We start from the raw sequence: 21617 nt of genomic DNA, 5'->3' as shown, positions 1-21617 counted from the left end.
CGCATGGGTTCTAAACATTGCGATTCTGGTTATCACTGGCCTGACCACTTTAGGGGTGGCCAATTTAACCTGGCAATTTACCATGGCAATGGCCCGAATTGAAAGAATCGAGAATAATGATCATGCCCAAGACCTCTGTATGAAGGAATTAAAGTTAAACCAGGATATGAGGCTTCAGGGGAAATAACATGGGGCTACCTTGAACCACAAACAAAAGATGATGGCGGTTGCAGCGGTCAGCCGGGGTTGGAAGCGGGCCGTGGATGATGTGGATACTTGGGCACACCTGGACGCAAGGGGTAAGGTGCTTTTTATCCGGTCCTGTGTGCGGGAAGAGATTATGGGGCTGCCAGAGAAGAAAGGATGGTGGAGACGATGGATAAACCGTGGTTAGAAATTGCAAAGCAGGAACGTGGAGTGGCAGAGACAGCCGGCCCCGGCGATAACCCGCGGGTGGTGGAATACCTCAAGGCGACCACCCTGGGCAAACCTGACAACCAAAACGATGAAACCCCGTGGTGCTCCGCTTTTGTCACCTGGTGCCTGGAACAGGCCGGGGTGAAGTCTACAAAATCAGCCTGGGCACGGTCTTATCTGAATTGGGGCCGGGAGCCGATTGACAATGAGGATTGGACCGGGGCTGTGTGCATCCTTGAGCGGGGAGTAAGCTCCGGGCACGTTGGATTTTTAATGGACTGGACAGACGACAAGGTAACCCTTCTGGGAGGTAACCAGGGCGATAAGGTGTGCTTGGCTACCTTCCCGATGGAACGGGTGCTTGGGTATAGGTTGCCAAAATGAAACGCATCTGCTCCACGCTCTACCTAATCCTCTACGTCCTCCTGGCCGCTGTCGGCGGCTGGATTAAACGGGGGTGGCAACGGTGAGCAAACGCAAAGTCACGGAGCTTTGGACGGACCCGGCAAGCGGTCAACTCTCAGCTTCCCGCCTCTGCCTCTGTGTCCTCATCCTGGTTTACCTCCCGGCGCTGGTGGCGCTGGAAGCCTTGGGGGTCAAACTTGGTATCTGGTCGCATATCGTAACGCTCACGGGCACCATGGCGGGGATTTATGGCATCAACAGCGGAGTTAGAGTCTGGCGGGGCCGTGTCCTGCCACCGGAGAGGTAAATGAACAACTATTCGAAATTCTCGAATAGTTCGATATCCCCCCCATTGCACCGAATAAAGCCCCGTTGAGTGATAACTTGACGCAATAGAGCGGGTAACTGGGTGGATTGGTTAATGTTTCGTATTGATTAAATGGCGATAAAACGCAATAGGTGGTGCAATGATTCTCAGTTTCCTATTTTCCAAGATCGGGGCCTACCTCATCGGGGGCCTGCTTATCGCTGGCTTGGTGGGGGGCGGGTATTTTTACGTTTCGCACCTCCGCTCTGAGAACGCCCTGCTTACGCAAGAGGTGTCAACCCAAAAGGACACCATCGAATTTTTCAAGAAGGCGGCCAAGATCGACATTGAAACAAAGGAGCACAAGGATGAAATCAAAGAGGTTATTCAGAGTGGCGATCCTCAGCGGGTGCATGATCTTCTGCGTAAGTTGCGCCAACTGTCCGCCCCGCCCACAAATTGACCTTGGCCCGGCTCCATGGGTGCCTGAATTTACTCTTGAGGAAGTCCAGGCCACGCCCATGAGCGTTTGGGATAAGGTGACAAATTATTTTGCTGAGGCCATTGGCTTTCAAAAAAAAGCTAAGGCTGCTGAAGACGCTTGGAAATGACCCTCAAGCCCTGCCCCCGGTGCAAAGGCGAGTGGTTCAGGAAAGAAGTTCTAACCGCCGTAGTCCTATCCGATGAACCGAGAGCAGGTAGGGCAACCCCGTACAAGGAGATGGCCACGACAAAGCAGTATTCCTATATCTGTTTAGAGTGCGGGTTTGAACTCCCCTGACCGCCTCCTGCATCCTAACGAGGTGGCCCGTAGGCTCGGGGTGAGCCGGACCACTCCCTATCACTGGTTCTGGGAAGGCAAGCTCAAGGGCGTGAAGTTAGGGGAAGAACCGCAAGCCCCGGTGAGGATCTACGAATCATCCGTCAAAGAGCGGGAAAACCTCTTTGCCGATGAGCATGAGGGCCTTTGCGAGAGCGACCGGCGTCTATGCCTTGTCGCTTACGCGAGGATGCAAGTCGCCTGGGGGTGATGTGGTTATCTTCTTTCGTATTCCAGAAGCCATTCAACTTGGCCGGTTTTGCCCTTGGCTATGGCTTTGCGGGCTTCACAGATGACGCACATACAGTTTTTTTCGTGTGTATCTGCGTTGCCTGGGTTAGTTGCGCCTAAAAGCCTCTTGAGAGCACGATAAAGAGCAGAAACGGTTTGAAAAGATAGTGGCTTCATTCCGAACGGGTCTCTTGGTCCAGGATTTCTCATGGCATATCTCCATCAGCTTTTTTGATAGCGTCTTGCAGAAAGTCGCGCTGAATTTCCAATGTTTGTCGAGTGCCAGGGCTATCACAGTCAACTAAGGTATCTTCTATGTCTTCAAGAATAGCTTTACAGGCTTCCAACAAATCCGGGGCCGCGGCTATGAGGTGTGCATTGGCTTCCGCCTCTTCAAATCCTTTTTCTTCAGGTTCTACTCCATGGTCGTATCTAACTTCATGGATTGAATGAAAATATCCTGGATTCTCAATAGCAGTTGCCATGTGGATAATATGGCCTTCTCCTTCATCCTCAAAGATAACTTCCCACGGTCCAGGCGTATGTTTACTCATATTACCTCCTTCCCCCACCGCTTTAGCTCCGGCAGGAGGGCGGCGGCTTTGTCTATCAATTCCCACCCTCTGCTGATTACTTTACCTTCAGCAGCTATTTCCACCACCTCCAGACACTTGCGGAGAATAGCGGCTTGGTTCTGCGTTTTGATCTTCTCCACGGCCAGGGATGCCCCGAGTTCGTTGTTTTCGTGGGTTAGAGTGGCGAGTTGGGCTTCGTAGCATAAGGGACCGCGTTCAAAGTTTGGTTGTTCTCCTTCATAATGGTCAGTTCCACAAGCAAAAGAAGTTATATCGACCACGATGTTTTCAGTTATTTCTTCCCCACAAAACGGGCACCTTTGTTCCTCACTCATCCCCAACCTCCTTACCCTTACAGGCGGCGTTGAGGCGGTCAGCCAATTCAAAAGCTGAAGGACTGTCCAGTTCTACAGCCTTTGCTCTGACAACAGCTTCGGCCCAACTAAGATCCTCCCTTTTCACCATCACAAAGTCCGTGGGGGCGTGGTCGAGGAATGCTTCGACTGTTTTATCAGGTATTAGGGCTGTATAGATTCTTAGATAGCCCTCCGCCTCGGCAAGCCGCTCCTGGGATTGGCAGAGTTGCTCTTTCAAATCCCCCTCATGTGCTTCAACATGCTCCGAGAGGGATTTGAAGCATAGTTTTTCGGTTTCAAGGTCGGCTTCCAGTACCGCAATCCTGGTTTGGGCCTGGTACAATTCCACCACAGTCTTGGTATGAAGCTGCCCTAATTCCAGATGGTCGGCTTCGAGGGTGGCAAACTGAGTTTGGGCTGCGGCGAGTTGTGTCGTAGTCCCCTTTTTGGCATATTCTAAGTCCATATCGCAGCTTATAACTGATTGCCCTTTAACCCATCCACCATCATCCATTCCCTTTCTCCTTTCCCTAGCGGGGCAGGGCGATCTGTGTGCTCGGGTGAGACTAGTGGAATTACACCCCTTCAACCTTATCTCTCAGGAACTCTATAAATTTATCCACTACATCTCCGCAGACATCGCATATTATTTTTTCATGATTGGCAGAAAAATCATAATTATCTCCAAAGTCATAAACCTTATAGCCATCTGACCAATTAAAAATAGGAGTTCCTTCCACTTTTTTGCCGCAAATATAACAGGTATCCACTTTTGTCATTATCAAACCTCACTCTATATTCTATCAATAATTTGAACCACCCGCAAAATTCCTGGACATAGTAGGGTACTCCGTGTAAAATCCGTGCAGTCCTTATCGTAAAATACACGATAAGTTAGACCTCTTGGAATTTATGACATAGCAACCATGCGTATTAACGGGTCATGGCGACATAGACCATTGACCTACGAATCCGTGTGTCGGGGGTTCAAATCCCTCCGGGCGCGCCAGTAAATTCAAGGGGTTAGGGAATATGGCAAATCTCCAATTATCATCTCGTGCATTTTTTCGTGCGATTTTGTTTTTTGACCCCTCTTTCTTGTAAACTTTTCCGGTAATAGTTGTTTTTGTGGTTCAAATTATTTAACTTTTACGCTTTGTCGGGTAATCCGGATCATCGCCGACCCCGATTGGTTCACAGCAGTTAAGGCAAACATTGACATATCCGTCTTTAAGTCTGCCATATAATTGTCCTTTCTGGATATGACCATGACAACTTTCGCAAAGGATAGTCAAACACTGCCATTTTCTGACAACCATCCTAAGATTACAGAAGGCCTCCAAATTATTTTTAGTTTTTACTTCATCTCCTTTTTCCATTCTACACCTCCGTTAAAAATTTAACCTAAAATACACCCAATTCCCTTTATTATACCTTGACATGCGCTCTATCCTGTACTACGTTTATTCCTGTGGTAGAATCGTTTTTCATTCATGACAAAGGGGGCTGATTAAGTTACAGAAGCTTGGTCAGTCCCCAATTTTATCTTAAACCTCTGCGGCCACGTCAATCTCACTCAACGCAGCCAAAGCATTCCCTTCAAGTAACCTCATCGTTTCCCTAAACCGCGGGTCGATAGCTTGCAGATACCGCTCGGTCGTTTGAAGATTCTTGTGCCGGAGCAATTTCGAGATCACGGCCAGGCTAACTTTTTTCTTGTCGAAAAGGTAACTGGCAACGAAGTGTCTCAGGGTGTGGAACCCGTACTTCTTGACCCCGATGTGTTTGCAGATAGTTCCCATGATTTTTGGGCGGTACAGATATCTTGTGTAGGTTTTGGCATTGAAGAATACCCACTCGTCTTGCGCCCGGGATTGCCAGAGGGACCATAAAATCTTTTCCAGATCCTCATTCATCGGCATGAGGTCCGATTCCCAGTTACCCCCTCTCCGTTTCCGGGTCCAGAGCTTCACCCACTTCTCAGTAAAGTTCACATCCTCCCAGGTCAGCCGGAGAACTTCATCAATCCTGGCCATCGTGTGAAAGAGTACCAGGAGCAGGGGGCGGTTAGGGCCGGCCGCCAAGAGAATCTTAACCACTTCTTCGGGTGTCGGGATAACTTTCTTAGCCCGGTCCACAGGCACACGATCCACTAGGAGGACAGGGTTAAACGTGATCATCTGGCGCCGTTGGCCCCAGGAAAATAAGCGACAAAGTTCTACCCGGCATTTATTGAAGTTATGGTTGGTGGGCCTGGCGAGCAGGTGCCGCTCGATCATCTTGATCGTGATGTCGGCTACCGGGATGTCACCGACCTCTTGGAGGAACCGCCTGAAGACGGTTTTTCGGTAAGCGATGGTTTTTGGTGCCAAAGTCCTTTCGGCCAGGTGCATGTACTCCAGCATCAGTTCCCCCAGGGTCAGGGGGGAGCAGGCCGGCGGCAATGAGGCGGGCTCGTCTGGTTCCTTCTCCATCCGCTCCTTCTCCAAGATGATCCACTTGTCGGCTTCCTTCTTGCTGGCGAAGCCGCTCTGACCGTGGCGTGTCCCCTGGAACTGGAACTGCGCCCGATACGTCTTTCCTTCCTTCCATGATGGCATAAATTTGAGCCTCCCGAAATCGAAGTCGTTTGATCCCAGCGGGAAAGAACCCGCCCAGGTCCTTTGCCCTCGCATAGATCGTTGCCTCTGAAAGATGCAATAATGCGGCCACTTGCTTCACATCAAGGAGGGGTTCCATTATTTTTTCGGCTCCAGGATGGTTTTGAGTCCAGTCCCTTCGCAATGCGGGCAACCTATCCGCTCTACCCCTTCATGCAGCCAAGCGTTTATCTTGCCAATACCTTTACAGTACGGGCACTTTTCTGAATCAACCGCCACCGTCTCCTCTTGAGCCTGATGAGGGGCAAGGAAGGCTTCAGCTTCAGCAATTTCAAACCCGCTATAAAGCCATCCTTGGATCATATCCTCAGCAGCAGCCAATCTTAGCTTGATTTCCTCCGCCACCGCAAGATAGGCCTGGGCTACGGCAAGTTGGGCTTTGAGGACTTCCACCTGTTTAATATTCTCAGCGGCCAGTTCTCCCAAATTCACTATAGCCTTATCATCTCGGGTCATCATTACTTCCCTCCAATCACCATCCCGCATCTCGGGCAAACGACCGTCCGTTTCTCTTTCCCCGCGGCCTTCCGGCATTCTGGGGTATGGTAAATTTGCCAGCCTCGCGTAGGTATAAACTCCACCCCGCACGATGCCAGGGCACAGATCCGGGGCTGGTAGATTTTCTTCGGGGTAGACATGGTTTTATTTGCCTTCTACAAATGCACCAGGAGCATTGTCCGTAGACTTTCTGCGCTGCAAGAATAATCCCCTTGACTTCAAGTTCCGTTGTCAGAGCCACCATCTCATCGACCCACATTTCTCCAAATAGTAAGTAACCCCGATTCAGCCCCCGGGGTACGAGGCCCTGTTGGCAGAACTTAGACCGCTGATGACCGGAACCGGCTATGTTGCGCCCCGCGGCCTTGGACCTTCGCTGCGCTCGAAGACAGTCCGCCTTGGTCCCCGGGTACAGGTGCTCCGGGGGAGGATAGGGAGCCGGTTGGTGTTATTGTTGAAATGTTTGCCATATTCCTTTTCTTATTAGTTTATTCCTGTTATTTTGGTATGAATTTTTACATAACCTATGGTAATAATGGGTTTTAGCATCTACCATATTATTAGGGTCATCATAACAATGACAAAATTGGCAACTTCTCCACTTAGCATTACCACACGCCATGTATGCCTTTTCTCTTTCGTGAATCAGGGAGTGATAGCTGGCATTTTGACATACCACAAGATTATTGTTAGAATTATCATGTCTTTTCCTATTGTTGTGGTGGATGATTACATGAAGAGGGAGAATTTTGCCAATAATGTTTTCAACTATAAGATATTGCTCAGGTACATAACCTTGCTTATCCCCTCTCGGGTGACCTGGCATAGCAACCATTATATAGCCTTGTTGTATAATTCTTCCTCCTTTCCAAGAAGCAGACTCTTTACCTTTGCGGACATGATGTCCATTTAGATACTTCCGTGGTTCTCCTTTAATTGCACCATTAATTGCAGAATTTTGACGGTACATCGGAGTTTTTCGCCCACAACCGCAATGACAATATCCATAAGGAATCTGGACTCCCTCGATCTCCTGGTGGGAAAGGGGCTTGCTGGGCTTGCTCATATCCACCTCAAATCTCAAAAGGAAGTTGAGTGCAGATGAAGCCGGCCGCTTTTCGATGCCCGCCGCCGCCGTGACGCTTGGCGATCTCTCCGCAGTCCACATCGTCTCGGAAGGTGTAGAGGTTGACGAGCCACTTCTTGCCAGGGAGCCGGGCGAAGGAGATGAAAAACAGATGGTGCCCCGGGGGAGCCGGTTCAAACTTCATACTCCCACCGGGGCCATTGTTTACGGCCAGGGCCGCAATGCCGTCCAAGGTGGTAATGAACGCATGGCGGGCCATGAGCTTTTCATCTTGCTGGTGCTGGTAGGTGAGAATGGCATTACCTTCCCCAATAAGACCCTCAAAAATTGGTTCAAATTCAGCAGCCCGTAAAATCATTTCCCAAGTCCCTGCGGTATCGGGATTAGCAGGGTCGGTAAGTTCTTTCCGTAAGCCATATTGGAAAGGTAGGATGTCAGAAGTCCAAAGAACATTCCTTTCGTCCCAAACATCGTAGCGACCCAAAAGGAATACGGCGCAGGGCATCGGCTCATCCGGGAAAAGGTATTCCCAAGTGAGTTCACACCCAGCCTTGCCCACCACCCGGAGCCCCGGAGTCACAAAACCGGCTTCCCGAGCCTTATCAATGGCGGTCTTGTGGTGGTCAATCCAAGTGAAGTTATGGTGTGGCTTACCACCTACCCAAAAGATTTGAGGCTGGATACAGAGTATCCGTAACCTTTCCATCTGATCCATAGGCAGGGAGAAGTCGCACATAATAACATCTTCGCCAGGAGACACATCCGCCCAGGGGAACTCATCCTCGTAGTCAATTCCCACCATCTTGCACTCCGGATACCTGTGCCGCACGATGGCGCCTGAACAGTGACCATCGAGGTCGCCGCGGTGATAAAAGCAGATCATACCTTCACCCCTCCATCCAGCGTGAACACCCGTTCCAGGTATAGCCCTTTCAACCGCTGGTACTTCTGGCGGTGCTGGTCAGCGATGATCGTGGTGGGGTTCGCTTTGGTGTGGCCATATTGCACGGGTCCCGGATGATGGCCTCGGCCCTCGTAGGCGATGCGCCGGAGACGCTTGGAAACAGTACCATTCATGCTGCCACCTGTGTCAGTTTGCCGTCTGCAAGCCACCATGCTTGCGCTCTGGGATCACCAAAAACATCGTAGATACAGTCAGCGGTCATAAACACCATGATCTGATCGAAATTTTCAAGGTGGGCCAGGAGGAAATTGTAGAACGCCTCAAAGTGTTCTGTGTCCAGGATATCAGCCTCGTCAATAAGCAGTATCCTGGCACCCACCAAGCGGGAGAGGGCGTACTGAAAGGCGACGCCGACTCGATACTTAGCTGACTTGCTCAAGGTGACGTAGGGGGAGTTCTGCAAGACAATCGACAAATCCCCGGTGAGGTGCAAATAGCGACCTGGGAAAAGGTAGGTAGCCGCCTCGTCCAAGAGATCGTTGACCCCATCCAGAGCCTCAGCGATCATCTGGGACGGGATACCGTCTGGCGCCAAAGCCTTCTGCAGGGCGTCATAGATAATGACTTCTTGCTCTGCGGCCGCCAGCTTTTCCATCTGGCCCTTGTAGATACCCAAGGCGATATCGTAATCATAAGCAGCCCTCTCGAAAGCACTGCCCCGGTTAATCCGGTTCTGGCGGGTAGCGATCTCAACGTCCAAGTCGGCGCCGGCATCGGGCTCGGTTGCCAACTTGACCAGTTCTTCTTCCAGGGACGCCTTGCGGGCCGTTGCGGTTTGGTATTCAGTAACCTGCTTGTTGGCCTCGGCCAGTTTGATTGTGATCTCGTCTCCGGCCTTGATCAATCCTTGTCGGTTGGCCTTTAAGGACTCAATCACCCCAGGGTCAACCGGCGCACTCCCCACCCTGCCCCCGGCTTTAGGGCAAGCCATAGATTCCAGGGTGATAACAGGGCAAGTGGCCGGGAAGAACTGTTCCTGTACCATGGCCTGTTGCATTTCTTCGGTGTTGATCTCCAGAGCACACTTGTTGCCGGCGAGGTCCTGTTGTAACTGTTGAATGAAATTATCGGGGGGAGGCGGGGGGAGAGTTCCGATCTTTTCCAGTTGACCTTTGACCGTTGCTAACCGCTTCGCCCGAGCTTCCCCGGCCCCTTTCTGGCGAAGCAGACCATCCTTCTCTTTCTGCAGGTCCTTCAAGGTGGCCTCGATAGCCGGAAGATTCAAGGTGGGGATATCGTACTCTTTACCATCAATGACAATGATCTTCTCCGGCTCTACGGCGCCCTTGAACTCATCCCGGAGCCGCTTGGCCTCCCGGCGTTTGGTCACGCACTCTTTTTCTGCCCCAGGGAAGCCATGGGATACGGCCATTTTGGAGACGGACTTGATGATACCCAAGGGAGAGGTCGCTAAAGGTTGAGTATTTTCATCGTCTGTCTGGATTGCTTCCACCGCGGGCCACCGGCAAATACGGCTAAGAATATTATCTTCCGTGGGGGCCAAGCCAGGGATCACTTTGAAGAGTAATTCTCTGCGTTGCGCTTCGGGCCAAGATAGGAAAGTGAAGGGGTCCATCAAAATCGCCGGGGCCAAGCCGATATCAGGCACATCCCCCAGGACCTGCGCGGAAGTTTTCAGCGTCTTACGCCGGGTGAAGGCGTGGCCGTTGGTCATAAAAATTGACACTTCCGTTACATTGGCACCTTCCCGAATCATTGCGGCCTGTTCCTGTTGGGTTTTGAGGCCACGGGCTTGACCACAAAAACCCCAGAGTAACGCATCACGGATGGAAGACTTGCCGGCCTCGTTCTGGCCCGCGATGAAATTAAGAGGTGCGGCGAGTTCGAGTTCCAACTTCTCGATCTGCATGAAATTGGTAATGGATAGGCTTTTTATCATTGGTCCCCCTTAGAAAGGAATTTCGTCTTCTGGTTCTGGTCCACCAAATTCCGGAAATTCATTAATAATCGGCTTAATGTTCAACATTTCCGCCAACCGAGTAATCCTTCTCCCGTTACTCACCCGGCCGGCTGCAGCTTCCAAAGAATCCCACTCGCCCACGGTAATGCAGATATCCCGGGCCCGAGAGATGGCGGTATAGACAAGTTCACGGTTGAAGAACCCGCCGAAACAGGAATGAACGGGAAGAATAATTACTGCGGATTCACTGCCTTGCATTTTGTGGTAAGTCAAACAGTAGGCCAGCTGTAGGTTATGAGCCTTCCTCTTGATCTTCACCATGCGGTCAGGATATTTGAATTCCACCCCGATCTCGTTGTCGTTGATGAACTTCACTTCTCCCAGATCACCGTTGACCACGAACTCGTCACCGATCATTTTGTTCTTGCGCTGCAGCACCTTGTCACCCACCCGGAACGGAGTACCCGGGACCGGGGGGTGCATATTAAGAGCGTTCTGCAGCAGGGTGTTAATATCCAGGCAGGACAGAGCGGTGCGCTCATTCATGGGGCTCAAGACCTGTACGTCCCAGACCGGATCGTAACCCCTCGCTGGCAACCGTTTAATGGTCAGGTCCTGGATGATTTCCAGAATCCGGAACGGGTCCGATTCCTCGATATGCCGGAAGTTCAGCCCTTCCTCTGGCCGCAACTCAAGGGAAGGGGTGACTTCCCTGCCGTCTTTAATCGCGTGGCAGGCCTGCACGATGTCCCCGGTGTTGCGTTTGATCTCGGTCAGTTCGTAAGAGGGGACGCCGGCCGTCAGGAGGTCCCGAAGGACGGCACCGGGGCCGACCGATGGTAACTGATAATGGTCGCCTACGATAAGCACTCGGGTCCCCTGGTTGATGGCCCGGAACAGGCTGGCGGCCAGGGAGATATCCACCATGGAAAATTCATCAATAACCACTACATCGTTAGGTAATGGGTTCTTTATCCCGTAGGAGAATCCGAACTTAATTTCACCCTTCCACTGGTACGGTTCCGGCCCCAGGAGCCGATGGATAGTCATGGCCGGCACCCCGATCATCTCGGTCATCCGCTTGGCCGCCTTCCCCGTGGGCGCCGCCAGGGCAATGCGCTTGTTCCACGCGGTATATTGCTCGATGATACGCCGGAGCAGGTACGTCTTGCCGGTTCCGGGAGCTCCAGTGAGGATAAAAACCGGATGCTTCATGGCCAGCACGAACGCTTCCATCTGGTCCGGGGCCAACCCCTGAAGGTCAACGGTGACGTGAGGGCTCCAATCTTCACCCTGGGTTAAGAGTTTTTGAACAGCACCGGCCACGTCTCGCTCATCGTCAGCGAACTGCGCCAAAGCCACCATGTCATCCTTAATCCGGATAGCATCGGCCTCGATCAGTTTGACGCGCACATCCGAACCCGGGGGAAAGCCGATCAACTCTTGAACGTCTCCGATGAACTTCTCCCCCGGGAGCCAGGTATGGCCGGCCGCCGCAGCTTCCATTAGGGCGTAGAGTGATGCCGCTTGACGCCGTTCCGGCCCTTCCGGAGCATACCCAATGGAAGTCGCCACGTGGTCAGCCGACGCAAACCCGACACCGCGCACGTCCATTAGGGTCATGTATGGGTCCTTCCGTACCCGGGCCGGAGCGTCAGAGTGGTGTGTTTCGATTAAATAATTGATACAGTTCTTGGGGAGATGGTGGCCGCCCAGCATAGTTTCAAGCTCTACCGCCGCTGCCTCCCGGTCCTCGTTGGCCAGCAGGTTCTGGGAAATCTCCTGGGCCCGTTTTACAGTGAGCCCCTTGATGACTTCGGCGGCCCGCTGGGGGTCTTGCTTCAAGATGGTAAGGGCATCGTCTCCGAACTCATGGATGATCTGGCGCCCCACCGCGGGGCCGACCCACCGGGCCACTCTAACCAGATACCGAAAAATGCCTTCCTGATCTTGGGGAGTTTCCGCAGAATACCGTTCAAACCGAAACTGACGCCCCCATTTAGGGTCTTCAACCCAATCACCGGCCAGGCGATAATCCTGACCGATGACGGGTTCCGCCATATTGCCAAGAACGGGGTCCCCGGAAGACAGCATGCCTATGAGGAAGCCGTTCTTGGCAAATCTGATGTCTGATAATGTGCCGGTGATCGTTTCCATGAGGCCCTTTTAGATATCAGCGTACTTAGCCGGTGCCTTACTGGTTCCCGCCGTCGTCTGTCCCCCGGCGTTCCCGGCTGCCTTATATGTAGCCGGGTCCAGGTAGCTCTTGAAGGGGTTCAACTGGATACCGTGTTTGATCTGCTTCGTCACCTTGTCTTCGTAATCATTGGCTTCGAGTTCGATCAGGAAAGTCATACCCTCCAGGAGCTTCCAGTTGACGTTAACGGTCGCCTTATCCTCCCGGGAGATGAACCCGGCCCGCTTGGCCACCAGGAGCCGCTTGTTTTTCTTCCAGTCCTCTTCCTTCTCATGCTCGATGGGGATGCGGTCGTAGGCTGATTTGCCCTTGTCGGGGCCGTCGATAATGGTGAACAGAATGACGGCCTGAGCGCCGGTGTAGTCCTTCCAGTCCTGTTTCTGCGCTTTAACCTTCTTGATCTTGGCGAGGTGTTGGCCGGGGGAGGGCTGGCCACCGCTCTCGATGGACTCGTAATCCACTCCCTTCATACTGACGGAAGTGTTGAGTAGGCTATCATCCAAATATTCAACTTCTGCCATGGGTGTTGTTCTCCTTCGGTTTGGGGTTAAAGGTGATTAAAACGGGACCCTGCCGCTTTCCAGGTACTTAATGAAGTTCTCCGCTTGCTCACCGGTCAGATCCAGGGCGCTGGTAACATCGTACAGCTTGAGGTCCTTTTCCCATTCCGGCTTCTGGATGTTGAATTTCTGCTTGAGGGCCACGATCTGATCCAGTTGCGCCTCGGTGACCTTATCGGAAGTGCCAGCCGGAGGCTGGGCCTCTTCGGATTTCTTGGTTCCGTCCGCCGCGGTTGCGGTTGTCTGTTCTGAGGCAGTCTCGGAAGGTTGGGCGACCTCAGCCGGATGGTCTTCTTTCACCGCGCCGCCGCCTTCCGCCTCGACCACCGGGTCCTTAACCTTCTGCGCCATCGTGTCGAAGTATTCTGACAGCGCAGTTGCCTTGAAGATGTCAAAGAAATCAGATCGGCCCTCATCGGTAATCAGGAACGGAAAGCGTTCAGGGAACGGCTTGCCGCCTACGGGGACCCGTTGCTTCAGCTTAATCTCAGCAAACCGGCCCTCGTCCTCGTTGAGCAGATGGAAGATGTAGTCGAATTCGTAAACAAGGTTGGGGTCCCCAGCAAAAGTTTCACCGATTACCTTCATGAAGTCGGCGCCACCGGAAGTCCCGGCGTATTCCTTTTTCATCCGGGCGATGATGATGACGTTCATATCCATGGCCAGCAGGCGCCGGATAAAGGCGTTCTTCTCCCGCTTGGGATGGATGTAGTCATTCGGCTGGTTGGAGTAATACTCCCGATGGTGGCCCTTGCTGCCCGGCTGCCGGAGGAGGAAGCGATTATTCCACTTGAAATCCACCTGGTCGTTGTATGTAGTGATATCGTCGATCACCACGGTCAGGCGGTCGCCGGGGTCCTCCATGAGGGCCTTGATGGCGTCAGTGACATAATCGACCGTCGCCACCTGGCCCGGCTTGGGGAGGTACAGGTTGCCGGGATAAGCCGTCTGGTAATTTTCAGAGGACCGATGATTATCAATGTACGCGCACCGGGGGAAGCCGAGGGCGCTGAGGGTTTTTCCGGTTCCGCTCCCCCCCATGATCATGACCTTTGCCCGTCTACCGGGAGGCCGCGCAGGACCGAAGAATTCGTTCATAAGTTCTCCTTTAAAGTGTGGAATATCTACAGGCCTGGGCGGCTCTGGTGGTAATTCCAGCAGGGTTTCGATGTGCAACTCCATCATCTCTTTCCTGCTTCGCAGGGGCTTTGGCACTAAAACTGCCTGGATAGAGACCCCTGCGGGTAACGCGTACGGCAGGGTGATGCGGCCCGAGAAGGTTTGGCCTTCTTCGGGGTTGAACCAAAGTTTGCCGACCAGATCCACTTAGGCGATCACCGGGACTTTCTGCCCGAGTTCAGCCATGGCCGCCACCAAGTAATCCTTGATGTTTTGAATCGCTTCCAACCGCCACTGGCCCCCGTCCGCCTCATGGAGGGACAGTTGGGGTCCTGAGCGCAACCGCAGAACACAGGAGATGGCTGGCTGCTCAACTTCCAGGAAGGTACGGTACGGTCGCAGGATGACCGGGTTGGGGACCTTTTCTTCAGCCACCAGAGTTACGCCCTTCTTGACCGTGACGGCCTGACTGATACCGTCGTCCTGAGAAGTGCGCCCGTCCTCTTCCTTGATGGAAGTAACGAACCGCAGGAGCGCGGCGCTGGCCTCATCCTGCACGAACATGGCCTGCAGGGAAATGATGAACGTCTCCGGGTCCTGCCATTGCCCGAAGGGGTAGCCGCGGGTTTCGGGTAATTTGGCGATCAGGAAGGTGTCCCGTTGTTGAAAGCCCCCATAGAGAGCGCCGATCAGTCGGACTTCGGCATGAGACACGACATGCAGAGAAGTCGCTTCTCCGTCAATATCATCGTAGCCACCGTTACCCATAGACCCATAGTAATCTTTAATGCCGGTGAGGGTGTGGAGGTAAAGAGGTTCAGGTGACGGATCTTTTACCGGGACAATGGTCTGGTCCGTGTATTGCCGGCCCCCAAAAGTCAAATTCTGGACCGGAGCCTGATTCTTAATCCATTGTAGGGCGTCTTTAATCATTTCGCCTCCTGTTTGCCAGCCATCGGCACGACATTCTCTTTCGCCACGGGCTGCTCAAAAAGCCCGCTCTGCTTCGGGTTGTACTCCGTGGCCACGTTCTTCTGGCCCTCTTTGCCGAAGACCAGTTGAGTTGGGTAGGGGTTGACTGAGGCCATTTTGGAGACGCAAGCGATACTCACTGCGCCGTAATCCCGGTCCTCATCCGGCTTGATTTTGATCGTCAGAGTGACCGACCGAACCGCCGTAGCTTTGGTATTGGGGTCCTGGATGTTGTCGAGGACACGCTGTAGTTCAAGCTCAAATAGCTCGGCCGCAGCGCCTTCCCCGAGATTATCCAGGGCGACTAATTGCCGTTCCTTCATTCCTTTCCTCCAAGCCCCCGGCGCCATGCCTTTACCCATCATGGTCACCGGGGGCGGTTGCGGGGGCCGTGCGAGCCCCGGTTGCGGGTGTGCAGATCGTGATGATGGGACATAAGGGGGTCGGTCGCTCCCACCTTCCCCTTTCGACTTGCGGGGTGGATTGTGAACCATCCCCAGGACGAATCGGCAATTTGCGTCCCACCTAAATTCGTTTTCGCCCAGCCAGCTTCCGGGTCGGCCCGACATGGCTTGGACTTCCACCTTGCAGATCATCACCGGGGGCCGCCCTCAAGTTGCGATAACTTGGTTTGGCCTGTTGGCTCCCTGCAGGGGGCGTTTAAACTATGTCTGCATAAATATGTCAAACGGACCTAATAGTCAAGAAAATTTTAGGCCATCCCGAAATAAAAGAATGGCCTAATGTTTAATTATCTGAACAGGTGCAATTATTCCGGATAAATCGCTTCCAGTACCTTGTCGCAGACCTTGAGATGAGTGCGGGGCATGATCGTATCAGGGATCGTCGGATTCAGGGATTTCAGCGTGATAGTTTCCGGGGTCAAACGGATATAGCAAATCATGGCCTGGCCTACCTGATCTACGCATATCACGATATCTTCATCTTTAATTTTCCGGAACGACTCCTTCTGAACGATGAATTTCGTCCCCTGTTTAAAGGCTGGCATCATCGACCGGTCATCTACTTCAACAGCATAAAGATCATTTAGCATGTCTCCTCCGCCCAAATAATTAACCTTTCCAAACCGCTCCCGGATCAACTGTGGATACGGGAAGGTTCTCAGGGCGGATGCTCTTTCCACAACCGGGACCGAACGGGTGGCAGTAAGCAGTTCCTCCACCGACTTGCCAAAGACGGGAGCCAGCTTTTCCAGATGCCCCAGATTCCATTCCCGCTCTTCTTCAAGCAATCGGTAGAAGTTCGCTGGTTCGATTCGCGCCAATCGAGCGATTCGGTGCGGGGACTTCCCACTTTCTTCCAAAAGCCCCCGGATCGTCTCGGTAATTTTCTTATTCCGCTGTTTGATGTCATCCATGACCCCATATAATGCAGAAAACGGACCAAATTGTCAATTATATTGTATCCATAGCGTTTCCGGGCAATAGGTCTTTATGACAGGCGGTATTTCGTCTTAATATTGGAACATAATGTTTAAATTCCTTGCCAAAGTCAAGTCTTAAATCAAAAAGAAATTCTTGACAATTATGTCCACTTGGCATAATACTGCAACCCATGAGAGCCAAAGAGAAGCGCAGACCCTTGCCCCACCCCCTTCCGCTGGACATTGCCGGCATCCTGGGAGTTGACCGAAGTTTTATTTGTCATATCAACACAGGCCGCAAGCCGATTCCCCTCCTGATGGCAGTAAAAATCATGGAGCTTAGGGGGGTGGATGGTCGTCTTTTTGGAATAAAATTTTTGGACCTGAAGCCCGAGCTTAGGGTCGCAGTTCCTTATCTGCAAGAAGGATAAGCACCATGGCTTATGAAGATTATCGAGAGAATCATAAGGAAATATTAAAGAAAATTTTGAAGGTTTGCTCCTGGAACCAAGTGAGCAAAGACCTTTATGAGAAAGGTAGGTCGCGCATCTATGTCGATGATATCGGGATTTTCTTGTATAGGCGGCTGGCGGGTGTTTGGTGTCGCACCTGCGGGTTGAGTCACAACCGGATCACGACTTCGATGCTCCGGGAGAGGCTGATTGTTTTCCCTGATTATACTTTAAATTTATTAATAGGGGGATAACTTATGTTTCATGAATTTTTAATTTTATTGGATTGGTGCCCTGTCTGGGCGTTTTTCGTGGCGGGGGTGGCGGGAATTTGGCTGTGTCGGTGGCTAGAGAGGAAGGGTCTCGCCTGATGAACTTCTCCATTCGCGTCAACATCGCCCCTCTCCCCAAGCGCCCGGCGAATACCATCCAAGAGGCCAAGGCCCTGGGTGAGATTCGAGTGCAATGCGTCAAGATCGCTGAGTTGTTATCACGGGAACTTACCCGTCTCGTCAATCAATCCAAAACATTTTGAGGTGAAAGATATGGTGGAACACTCGCACGACACCCTGCTCCCCGCCGATGATGTGAACCTGGAAATCCAACGGTTGCGGCTGGCCTATAAACGCCTGGCAGAGATGTTCTTAGAATTTGGCGTGGGTAGCGTGGGGATTCGAGAACACGCTATCCGGTCGATTTTTGACTCCTCCCTGGAAGCCCTACGGGATATGGACGGCATACAGTGGTGGATTTGTGAGCCCACCGGGACCGCCGTGGGGATCATGGATGAAATAAAAGGTGACCTCGCCCGGGTGGAGGGGTCGAAGTAAGTGGGCAACGAACCGGAGCCGTTCATAATCGTCGTTGACACCCGAGAGCAACGTGGGTACACGTTCGCTTGCATCACCCCGCAGCCCAAGATAGAGACCGCCACGTTACGGACAGGGGATTACTCTCTCAAGGGATACGAAGATCAAGTCTGCATCGAAAGAAAAAGTTTAATTGATTGCTACGGCACCTTTGGCCAGGGCCGGGATCGCTTCCAACGAGAGCTTGAGCGGATGGTGACTTACCAATTTGCCGCGGTAATCATCGAGGCGGATTGGCATACCATTATCAAGCGGCCTCCTGTTCGGTCCCGGTTAAAACCAAAAACGATTGTCCGATCTATCGCTGCTTGGTGTCAACGGTTTAACGTACATTTTATGCCCTGCCCTGACCGTGAATTTGCTGAACGGTACACACATATTTTACTCGAACGCTTTTGGAAAGACCGTCAAACCGAAGAATTTCTTAGGAGTAAGAATGGCAAGTAATCCCACTCGTGATGAAATCGTGCGTCGCATTGACCCGATTGTAGAGTTCGTAAAGCATGGCGGCGTGGTAGGAAAATATCGTAGTGCCGATGGCGAATGGCAATCAGTCCACTCTATCGACCGAGAAGACAATAACCCCTCTGCAGCCATCAATATTAGCCCTGACCCATCGAAACGGGGCATTTATACTGATCACGCTCCCACCGGCGACGGAGCCAGGTCATTTTTCGACATGTTGGCCGGGATGACCGGCAGCCCGTTTATGACCGGCAGGGAAGCATATAATTTTTACGGTAAGCAGACCGGGGTGCTCACGGGGGAAGGCCGGGGGAAGAGTGGTGAATTTAAAACGCCGCCCACCATGGCAGATATCGAAGCGTACCAGAAAAACCTCACTCCCGAGATCGTCCAGTACATGAAAGATAAACGAGGGCTTAATGAAAATAGTTTAACGAAGCACATGATCGGTTGGGACCTCAAGAAAGAGCGTAACGCCTTCCCGGTATTCGATGAAACCGGGGCTTTGGTCAACGTCCGATATCATAACTCGAAAAAAAAACCGAAAACGCTGAATTGGCCAGGGTGCGGGGGAGCGAAATTATGGGGGCTTGACCGCCTGACTAAAGCCGCTCCGGGAATTACCGTGGTGGCTTGTGAAGGCGAATTTGATGCCATGCTAGTAGAGCAAGAAACTGGCCTACTCGCCGTCTCATCCACCAACGGGGTCGCCGCATTCAAAAAAGAATGGGTCCGGCACTTCCACGGGTTCCATGTGGTCATACTCTATGACGCTGATAAAGAGGGCCGGGAAGGTGTGCCGAAAATCCTGGCTGATTTCAAGCCAGCAGTCGAGTCGGGTCAGATACCCAGTATCAAGGTGGTTTGGCTATACGACAAGATTGATAAGGCGCACAAGGACTTCACCGATTGGATTGTTAAGGACGGGGGCTCAGGTGCCCGGCTGAAAGAGTTGATCGCTCAGACCGAGCCGCACACCTACTTGAAACCCGTCAGTTATATCGAGTCGTCGATCACCTTGGACAGCTTCGAGCAGGTGGACCAGGGAAAGTACGCCGGAAAACGAGTAACGGTCCCCATCCAAGTGTTCGGGGAGAACACCGTCGCCTACCACGCCCTCACCAAGATCAAAGTTTCGCATTGCCTGGACCTGATCAACAGCAAGTGCAACGGGAAAAAGGGATGCGAGGGGGCCTGCGGGGGGGAGATTGAAATTCCCCTGGGGGACCGCCTGATGATTGCCGGGGTGCGCGCCACCGAGGGGCAACTGCAGAACCACCTTCGGGCCTTTGTCTGCGATAAGGACAAGCGGCCGGCACTGACTTACAAGGATGAGGACCGGCTGACCATCCGGGAGGTTTACGGGCACCAGGTGGTCGGCGCCATGGCAGCCGAGCGGATAGAGCTTGTCGAGCACCCCGTCTATGTCATCGGTGGCAGCCTAGTGGAGATTGGGAAGTACCAAGCCACAGGAAGAGTCCTCACCTCCTTTCGGGACCAGCAGCCCACTATGTTGATAGACCAGATGGAGCGCCTGGAAGAGGATTACCAGGCATTCACCGTGGAGAAATACCGGGCCAACTTGGAGAAGATCAGGGCGATGGACCCGGATGAGATTGCGGAAGACTTGGCTGTCCATGTGACCCGAATTTATGAGCGCCCTGACCTACATCTCGGGTGTCTGTTAATCCTTTGTTCCCCCTTGGGCTTCGAGTTTCCGGGGGAAGGTAATATCCGGGGGTGGCTAACAGGTATCGTGGTGGGCGACACGGGCACCGGCAAGACGACGGTGAGCGAGGGGTTATTCAACTTCGCCAAGGTGGGGAACCGGGTGAGCGGTATGACCGCCAGCAGGACCGGGATAACCTACGGGTGTGAGCATGATGAGCGCCGCGGCTGGCGGATTAAGGCCGGGGCCTTGCTCAAGGCGAACAGGCAAGCTCTCATCGTGGACGAGGCTCAGGACATCGCATCGGAAGACCTCAAGACCATGGCAGAGGGGATCGACACGGGATTGGTACGCATTGATAAAATCCAGAATAAGGTGTTCGAGAGCAAAACCCGTGTTCTGTTCGGCTGCAACCCGGTCAACCCAAAATGGCATGCAGGGCAACGCACCATGGACAGTTTTCGGTACGGGTGTGAGGCCATCAAGGGCATTTTCCCCGACATGATGATCAGGCGAATTGATTTTGTCATGTTCGCCGCGTCCTGGGATATCGAGGATAAAGAGAAAATTTACTTCCCTGAGAAGCCCGACACGGCGCAGCAGGTGGAAGTTGAAGACCTGCAAGCCCTGATCTTCTTCGCCTGGAACCTCAAGCCCGAGCAGATCGTTATTGATACCAAGGTCGCCCACTACATCCGCCAGATGGCGAAGCACATGAGCGATAAGTACGGCGGTGCCGACGACCTCCCCATTGTCTATTCTGAAGACTTCCGCAAGACCATGGCGAGGTTATCCGTGGCGTATGCAGCCCTTGACCTCTCCACCACGGAAGATTTTGACCAGGTGAATGTAGAGGTGCGGCACGTCTCCTATGCCTATGAATTACTTGACCGGATTTACCGGGCGAGGAACTGCAAGTTGGAGAAGTATGCCAAGGCTTACCGGCAGACTCATGGGATTGCCGGGATTGAGAAAATCATAATCGACATAGATAAAATACTTCATAATGACGGCAACGAACAGCATCAAAATTCCGGTAAACGCTTCCATCATATTTTCTATGAACTTCTGAAATGTCAAGATGGGAGTTGCGTGCGTAAGGCCGACTTGATGGATGAATTTGGTGTCGATTCCAAAACCATCCAAAGAAATATGCAGTTTTTTCGTGATCATCACTTGATAGATGTCAATATTCAAAAAGGCTATAAACCGGCGCCGAGATTCAATCAAGTTTTCGATTATCTGGAGCGTCTGGACTCAAAAAAATATTGCTTTGAAACGTATTGGCGGGAAGTTTTTGGAGAGCAAGGGGATTAAAAAGTTTTTTGAGTGACCTGTTAGATGGACATTGAAAGGTAGATGGACATCGAATAAAGCCTTAAATATCATGTTCTTAGGCGTTTTTTTGAGCTTCAATGTCCATCTACAGGATTTTAATATATATAGTGGTTTTGGCAAATTATGATTGTGTGCTCGTGAAAAAGTGATCTGGGCGTGCGATACCCCCTAAATTGAAAAACGAAAACTTTTAGCTGGACTCCTTAGATGGACAATGAGGGGCAAAAAAACGGATAACTAAATGAATTAATTAAAGATATTCGATGTCCATCTAAAATATTAGTTATCAATTACAACCATTTTAAAAATCAACTCCCTGGCCCCGCCAGGATAACCCCAAAAAAGGAGAAA

29 protein-coding genes are annotated in these 21617 nt (G+C 52.2%); 10 read left to right on the top strand and 19 right to left on the bottom strand.

Annotation, left to right across the window (positions count from 1 at the left end):
• The 5 genes from WC356_04895 to WC356_04875 all read left to right on the top strand — a co-directional run.
• On the top strand, nt 1-187 hold a 187-nt coding region (locus WC356_04895; GenBank protein ID MFA5382482.1), incomplete at its 5' end, for a hypothetical protein.
• A 188-nt stretch (nt 188-375) separates the two neighbouring features.
• Entirely contained in the window at nt 376-801 is a 426-nt protein-coding gene (locus WC356_04890) for a TIGR02594 family protein (GenBank protein ID MFA5382481.1), read from the top strand.
• Between the two features lie 82 nt (nt 802-883).
• Nucleotides 884-1129 carry a hypothetical protein gene (locus WC356_04885; protein MFA5382480.1) on the top strand — a complete coding sequence of 82 codons (246 nt, stop codon included), beginning with the start codon at nt 884-886 and terminating at the stop codon, nt 1127-1129.
• Between the two features lie 160 nt (nt 1130-1289).
• Nucleotides 1290-1592 carry a hypothetical protein gene (locus WC356_04880; protein ID MFA5382479.1) on the top strand — a complete coding sequence of 101 codons (303 nt, stop codon included), beginning with the start codon at nt 1290-1292 and terminating at the stop codon, nt 1590-1592.
• 304 nt (nt 1593-1896) lie between these two features.
• Nucleotides 1897-2160 carry a helix-turn-helix domain-containing protein gene (locus tag WC356_04875; protein MFA5382478.1) on the top strand — a complete coding sequence of 88 codons (264 nt, stop codon included), beginning with the start codon at nt 1897-1899 and terminating at the stop codon, nt 2158-2160.
• Nucleotides 2161-2165: 5 nt separating this feature from the next.
• Here the strand turns inward: WC356_04875 and WC356_04870 are convergent, their stop codons facing one another.
• The 19 genes from WC356_04870 to WC356_04780 all read right to left on the bottom strand — a co-directional run bounded on the left by WC356_04870 (nt 2166) and on the right by WC356_04780 (nt 16651).
• A complete protein-coding gene (locus tag WC356_04870; protein MFA5382477.1) occupies nt 2166-2390 on the bottom strand; it encodes a hypothetical protein in 225 nt (74 codons plus the stop codon).
• Entirely contained in the window at nt 2387-2734 is a 348-nt protein-coding gene (locus tag WC356_04865; GenBank protein ID MFA5382476.1) for a hypothetical protein, read from the bottom strand. Before WC356_04865 ends, WC356_04870 begins: the two co-directional genes overlap by 4 nt.
• Nucleotides 2731-3090: a hypothetical protein gene (locus WC356_04860; protein ID MFA5382475.1), complete on the bottom strand. Its 360-nt coding sequence runs from the start codon at nt 3088-3090 to the stop codon at nt 2731-2733. Before WC356_04860 ends, WC356_04865 begins: the two co-directional genes overlap by 4 nt.
• Nucleotides 3083-3625 (bottom strand): hypothetical protein, encoded by a 543-nt coding sequence (locus WC356_04855; GenBank protein ID MFA5382474.1) that lies wholly within the window; start codon nt 3623-3625, stop codon nt 3083-3085. Before WC356_04855 ends, WC356_04860 begins: the two co-directional genes overlap by 8 nt.
• A gap of 61 nt (nt 3626-3686) precedes the next feature.
• The gene (locus WC356_04850) at nt 3687-3890 is read right to left on the bottom strand and encodes a hypothetical protein (GenBank protein MFA5382473.1); all 204 of its coding nucleotides are present in this window, start codon (nt 3888-3890) and stop codon (nt 3687-3689) included.
• Between the two features lie 363 nt (nt 3891-4253).
• A complete protein-coding gene (locus WC356_04845; GenBank protein MFA5382472.1) occupies nt 4254-4490 on the bottom strand; it encodes a hypothetical protein in 237 nt (78 codons plus the stop codon).
• A 168-nt stretch (nt 4491-4658) separates the two neighbouring features.
• On the bottom strand, nt 4659-5711 hold the full coding sequence (locus WC356_04840; protein MFA5382471.1) for a site-specific integrase: 1053 nt from the start codon (nt 5709-5711) through the stop codon (nt 4659-4661).
• Nucleotides 5712-5849: 138 nt separating this feature from the next.
• Entirely contained in the window at nt 5850-6230 is a 381-nt protein-coding gene (locus WC356_04835; GenBank protein ID MFA5382470.1) for a hypothetical protein, read from the bottom strand.
• Between the two features lie 487 nt (nt 6231-6717).
• Nucleotides 6718-7335, bottom strand: coding sequence for a hypothetical protein (locus WC356_04830; GenBank protein MFA5382469.1), 618 nt, complete (start codon nt 7333-7335; stop codon nt 6718-6720).
• Nucleotides 7336-7342: 7 nt separating this feature from the next.
• Nucleotides 7343-8239, bottom strand: a complete 897-nt coding sequence (locus WC356_04825; protein ID MFA5382468.1) for a hypothetical protein — start codon at nt 8237-8239, stop codon at nt 7343-7345.
• Entirely contained in the window at nt 8236-8433 is a 198-nt protein-coding gene (locus WC356_04820) for a hypothetical protein (protein ID MFA5382467.1), read from the bottom strand. Before WC356_04820 ends, WC356_04825 begins: the two co-directional genes overlap by 4 nt.
• Nucleotides 8430-10220 (bottom strand): AAA family ATPase, encoded by a 1791-nt coding sequence (locus tag WC356_04815; protein MFA5382466.1) that lies wholly within the window; start codon nt 10218-10220, stop codon nt 8430-8432. Before WC356_04815 ends, WC356_04820 begins: the two co-directional genes overlap by 4 nt.
• Nucleotides 10221-10229: 9 nt before the next feature.
• Nucleotides 10230-12398: an AAA family ATPase gene (locus tag WC356_04810; protein MFA5382465.1), complete on the bottom strand. Its 2169-nt coding sequence runs from the start codon at nt 12396-12398 to the stop codon at nt 10230-10232.
• 9 nt (nt 12399-12407) lie between these two features.
• The gene (locus WC356_04805; GenBank protein MFA5382464.1) at nt 12408-12959 is read right to left on the bottom strand and encodes a hypothetical protein; all 552 of its coding nucleotides are present in this window, start codon (nt 12957-12959) and stop codon (nt 12408-12410) included.
• 36 nt (nt 12960-12995) lie between these two features.
• The gene (locus WC356_04800) at nt 12996-14324 is read right to left on the bottom strand and encodes an AAA family ATPase (protein ID MFA5382463.1); all 1329 of its coding nucleotides are present in this window, start codon (nt 14322-14324) and stop codon (nt 12996-12998) included.
• Nucleotides 14325-15050: a hypothetical protein gene (locus tag WC356_04795; GenBank protein MFA5382462.1), complete on the bottom strand. Its 726-nt coding sequence runs from the start codon at nt 15048-15050 to the stop codon at nt 14325-14327.
• Nucleotides 15047-15412, bottom strand: coding sequence for a hypothetical protein (locus WC356_04790; protein MFA5382461.1), 366 nt, complete (start codon nt 15410-15412; stop codon nt 15047-15049). Before WC356_04790 ends, WC356_04795 begins: the two co-directional genes overlap by 4 nt.
• Before the next feature lie 446 nt (nt 15413-15858).
• Nucleotides 15859-16467 (bottom strand): S24 family peptidase, encoded by a 609-nt coding sequence (locus tag WC356_04785; GenBank protein MFA5382460.1) that lies wholly within the window; start codon nt 16465-16467, stop codon nt 15859-15861.
• Between the two features lie 37 nt (nt 16468-16504).
• Entirely contained in the window at nt 16505-16651 is a 147-nt protein-coding gene (locus tag WC356_04780; protein MFA5382459.1) for a hypothetical protein, read from the bottom strand.
• 13 nt (nt 16652-16664) lie between these two features.
• Between WC356_04780 and WC356_04775 the strand changes: the two genes are divergently transcribed.
• The 5 genes from WC356_04775 (at nt 16665) to WC356_04755 (ending at nt 21245) form a co-directional block, all read left to right on the top strand.
• Nucleotides 16665-16904, top strand: coding sequence for a hypothetical protein (locus WC356_04775; protein ID MFA5382458.1), 240 nt, complete (start codon nt 16665-16667; stop codon nt 16902-16904).
• Nucleotides 16905-16909: 5 nt separating this feature from the next.
• On the top strand, nt 16910-17179 hold the full coding sequence (locus WC356_04770) for a hypothetical protein (protein MFA5382457.1): 270 nt from the start codon (nt 16910-16912) through the stop codon (nt 17177-17179).
• A 291-nt stretch (nt 17180-17470) separates the two neighbouring features.
• Nucleotides 17471-17755 carry a hypothetical protein gene (locus WC356_04765; GenBank protein ID MFA5382456.1) on the top strand — a complete coding sequence of 95 codons (285 nt, stop codon included), beginning with the start codon at nt 17471-17473 and terminating at the stop codon, nt 17753-17755.
• Nucleotides 17756-18241, top strand: a complete 486-nt coding sequence (locus tag WC356_04760) for an ERCC4 domain-containing protein (GenBank protein MFA5382455.1) — start codon at nt 17756-17758, stop codon at nt 18239-18241. It begins immediately after the preceding gene.
• Complete coding sequence (locus tag WC356_04755) at nt 18231-21245, top strand: toprim domain-containing protein (protein ID MFA5382454.1); 3015 nt, start codon at nt 18231-18233, stop codon at nt 21243-21245. Before WC356_04760 ends, WC356_04755 begins: the two co-directional genes overlap by 11 nt.
• The last annotated feature ends 372 nt before the right edge of the window (nt 21246-21617 follow it).

This window comes from Candidatus Micrarchaeia archaeon (assembly GCA_041653315.1).
Taxonomy (GTDB): Archaea; Micrarchaeota; Micrarchaeia; order Anstonellales; family JAHKLY01; genus JAHKLY01.
The sequence above is the reverse complement of the archived record's forward strand: the minus strand, read 5'-3'. Positions and strand labels throughout refer to the sequence as shown.

Coding starts and splice junctions, on each gene's coding strand:
- WC356_04830 (MFA5382469.1), bottom strand. CDS start 7,335: ATGAGCAAGCCCAGCAAGCCCCTTTCCCACCAGGAGATCGAGGGAGTC.
- WC356_04770 (MFA5382457.1), top strand. CDS start 16,910: ATGGCTTATGAAGATTATCGAGAGAATCATAAGGAAATATTAAAGAAA.
- WC356_04835 (MFA5382470.1), bottom strand. CDS start 6,230: ATGATGACCCGAGATGATAAGGCTATAGTGAATTTGGGAGAACTGGCC.
- WC356_04825 (MFA5382468.1), bottom strand. CDS start 8,239: ATGATCTGCTTTTATCACCGCGGCGACCTCGATGGTCACTGTTCAGGC.
- WC356_04850 (MFA5382473.1), bottom strand. CDS start 3,890: ATGACAAAAGTGGATACCTGTTATATTTGCGGCAAAAAAGTGGAAGGA.
- WC356_04860 (MFA5382475.1), bottom strand. CDS start 3,090: ATGAGTGAGGAACAAAGGTGCCCGTTTTGTGGGGAAGAAATAACTGAA.
- WC356_04870 (MFA5382477.1), bottom strand. CDS start 2,390: ATGAGAAATCCTGGACCAAGAGACCCGTTCGGAATGAAGCCACTATCT.
- WC356_04780 (MFA5382459.1), bottom strand. CDS start 16,651: ATGCCAAGTGGACATAATTGTCAAGAATTTCTTTTTGATTTAAGACTT.
- WC356_04790 (MFA5382461.1), bottom strand. CDS start 15,412: ATGAAGGAACGGCAATTAGTCGCCCTGGATAATCTCGGGGAAGGCGCT.
- WC356_04855 (MFA5382474.1), bottom strand. CDS start 3,625: ATGGATGATGGTGGATGGGTTAAAGGGCAATCAGTTATAAGCTGCGAT.
- WC356_04890 (MFA5382481.1), top strand. CDS start 376: ATGGATAAACCGTGGTTAGAAATTGCAAAGCAGGAACGTGGAGTGGCA.
- WC356_04820 (MFA5382467.1), bottom strand. CDS start 8,433: ATGAATGGTACTGTTTCCAAGCGTCTCCGGCGCATCGCCTACGAGGGC.
- WC356_04840 (MFA5382471.1), bottom strand. CDS start 5,711: ATGCCATCATGGAAGGAAGGAAAGACGTATCGGGCGCAGTTCCAGTTC.
- WC356_04880 (MFA5382479.1), top strand. CDS start 1,290: ATGATTCTCAGTTTCCTATTTTCCAAGATCGGGGCCTACCTCATCGGG.
- WC356_04775 (MFA5382458.1), top strand. CDS start 16,665: ATGAGAGCCAAAGAGAAGCGCAGACCCTTGCCCCACCCCCTTCCGCTG.
- WC356_04845 (MFA5382472.1), bottom strand. CDS start 4,490: ATGGAAAAAGGAGATGAAGTAAAAACTAAAAATAATTTGGAGGCCTTC.
- WC356_04815 (MFA5382466.1), bottom strand. CDS start 10,220: ATGATAAAAAGCCTATCCATTACCAATTTCATGCAGATCGAGAAGTTG.
- WC356_04795 (MFA5382462.1), bottom strand. CDS start 15,050: ATGATTAAAGACGCCCTACAATGGATTAAGAATCAGGCTCCGGTCCAG.
- WC356_04810 (MFA5382465.1), bottom strand. CDS start 12,398: ATGGAAACGATCACCGGCACATTATCAGACATCAGATTTGCCAAGAAC.
- WC356_04785 (MFA5382460.1), bottom strand. CDS start 16,467: ATGGATGACATCAAACAGCGGAATAAGAAAATTACCGAGACGATCCGG.
- WC356_04865 (MFA5382476.1), bottom strand. CDS start 2,734: ATGAGTAAACATACGCCTGGACCGTGGGAAGTTATCTTTGAGGATGAA.
- WC356_04755 (MFA5382454.1), top strand. CDS start 18,231: ATGGCAAGTAATCCCACTCGTGATGAAATCGTGCGTCGCATTGACCCG.
- WC356_04765 (MFA5382456.1), top strand. CDS start 17,471: ATGGTGGAACACTCGCACGACACCCTGCTCCCCGCCGATGATGTGAAC.
- WC356_04805 (MFA5382464.1), bottom strand. CDS start 12,959: ATGGCAGAAGTTGAATATTTGGATGATAGCCTACTCAACACTTCCGTC.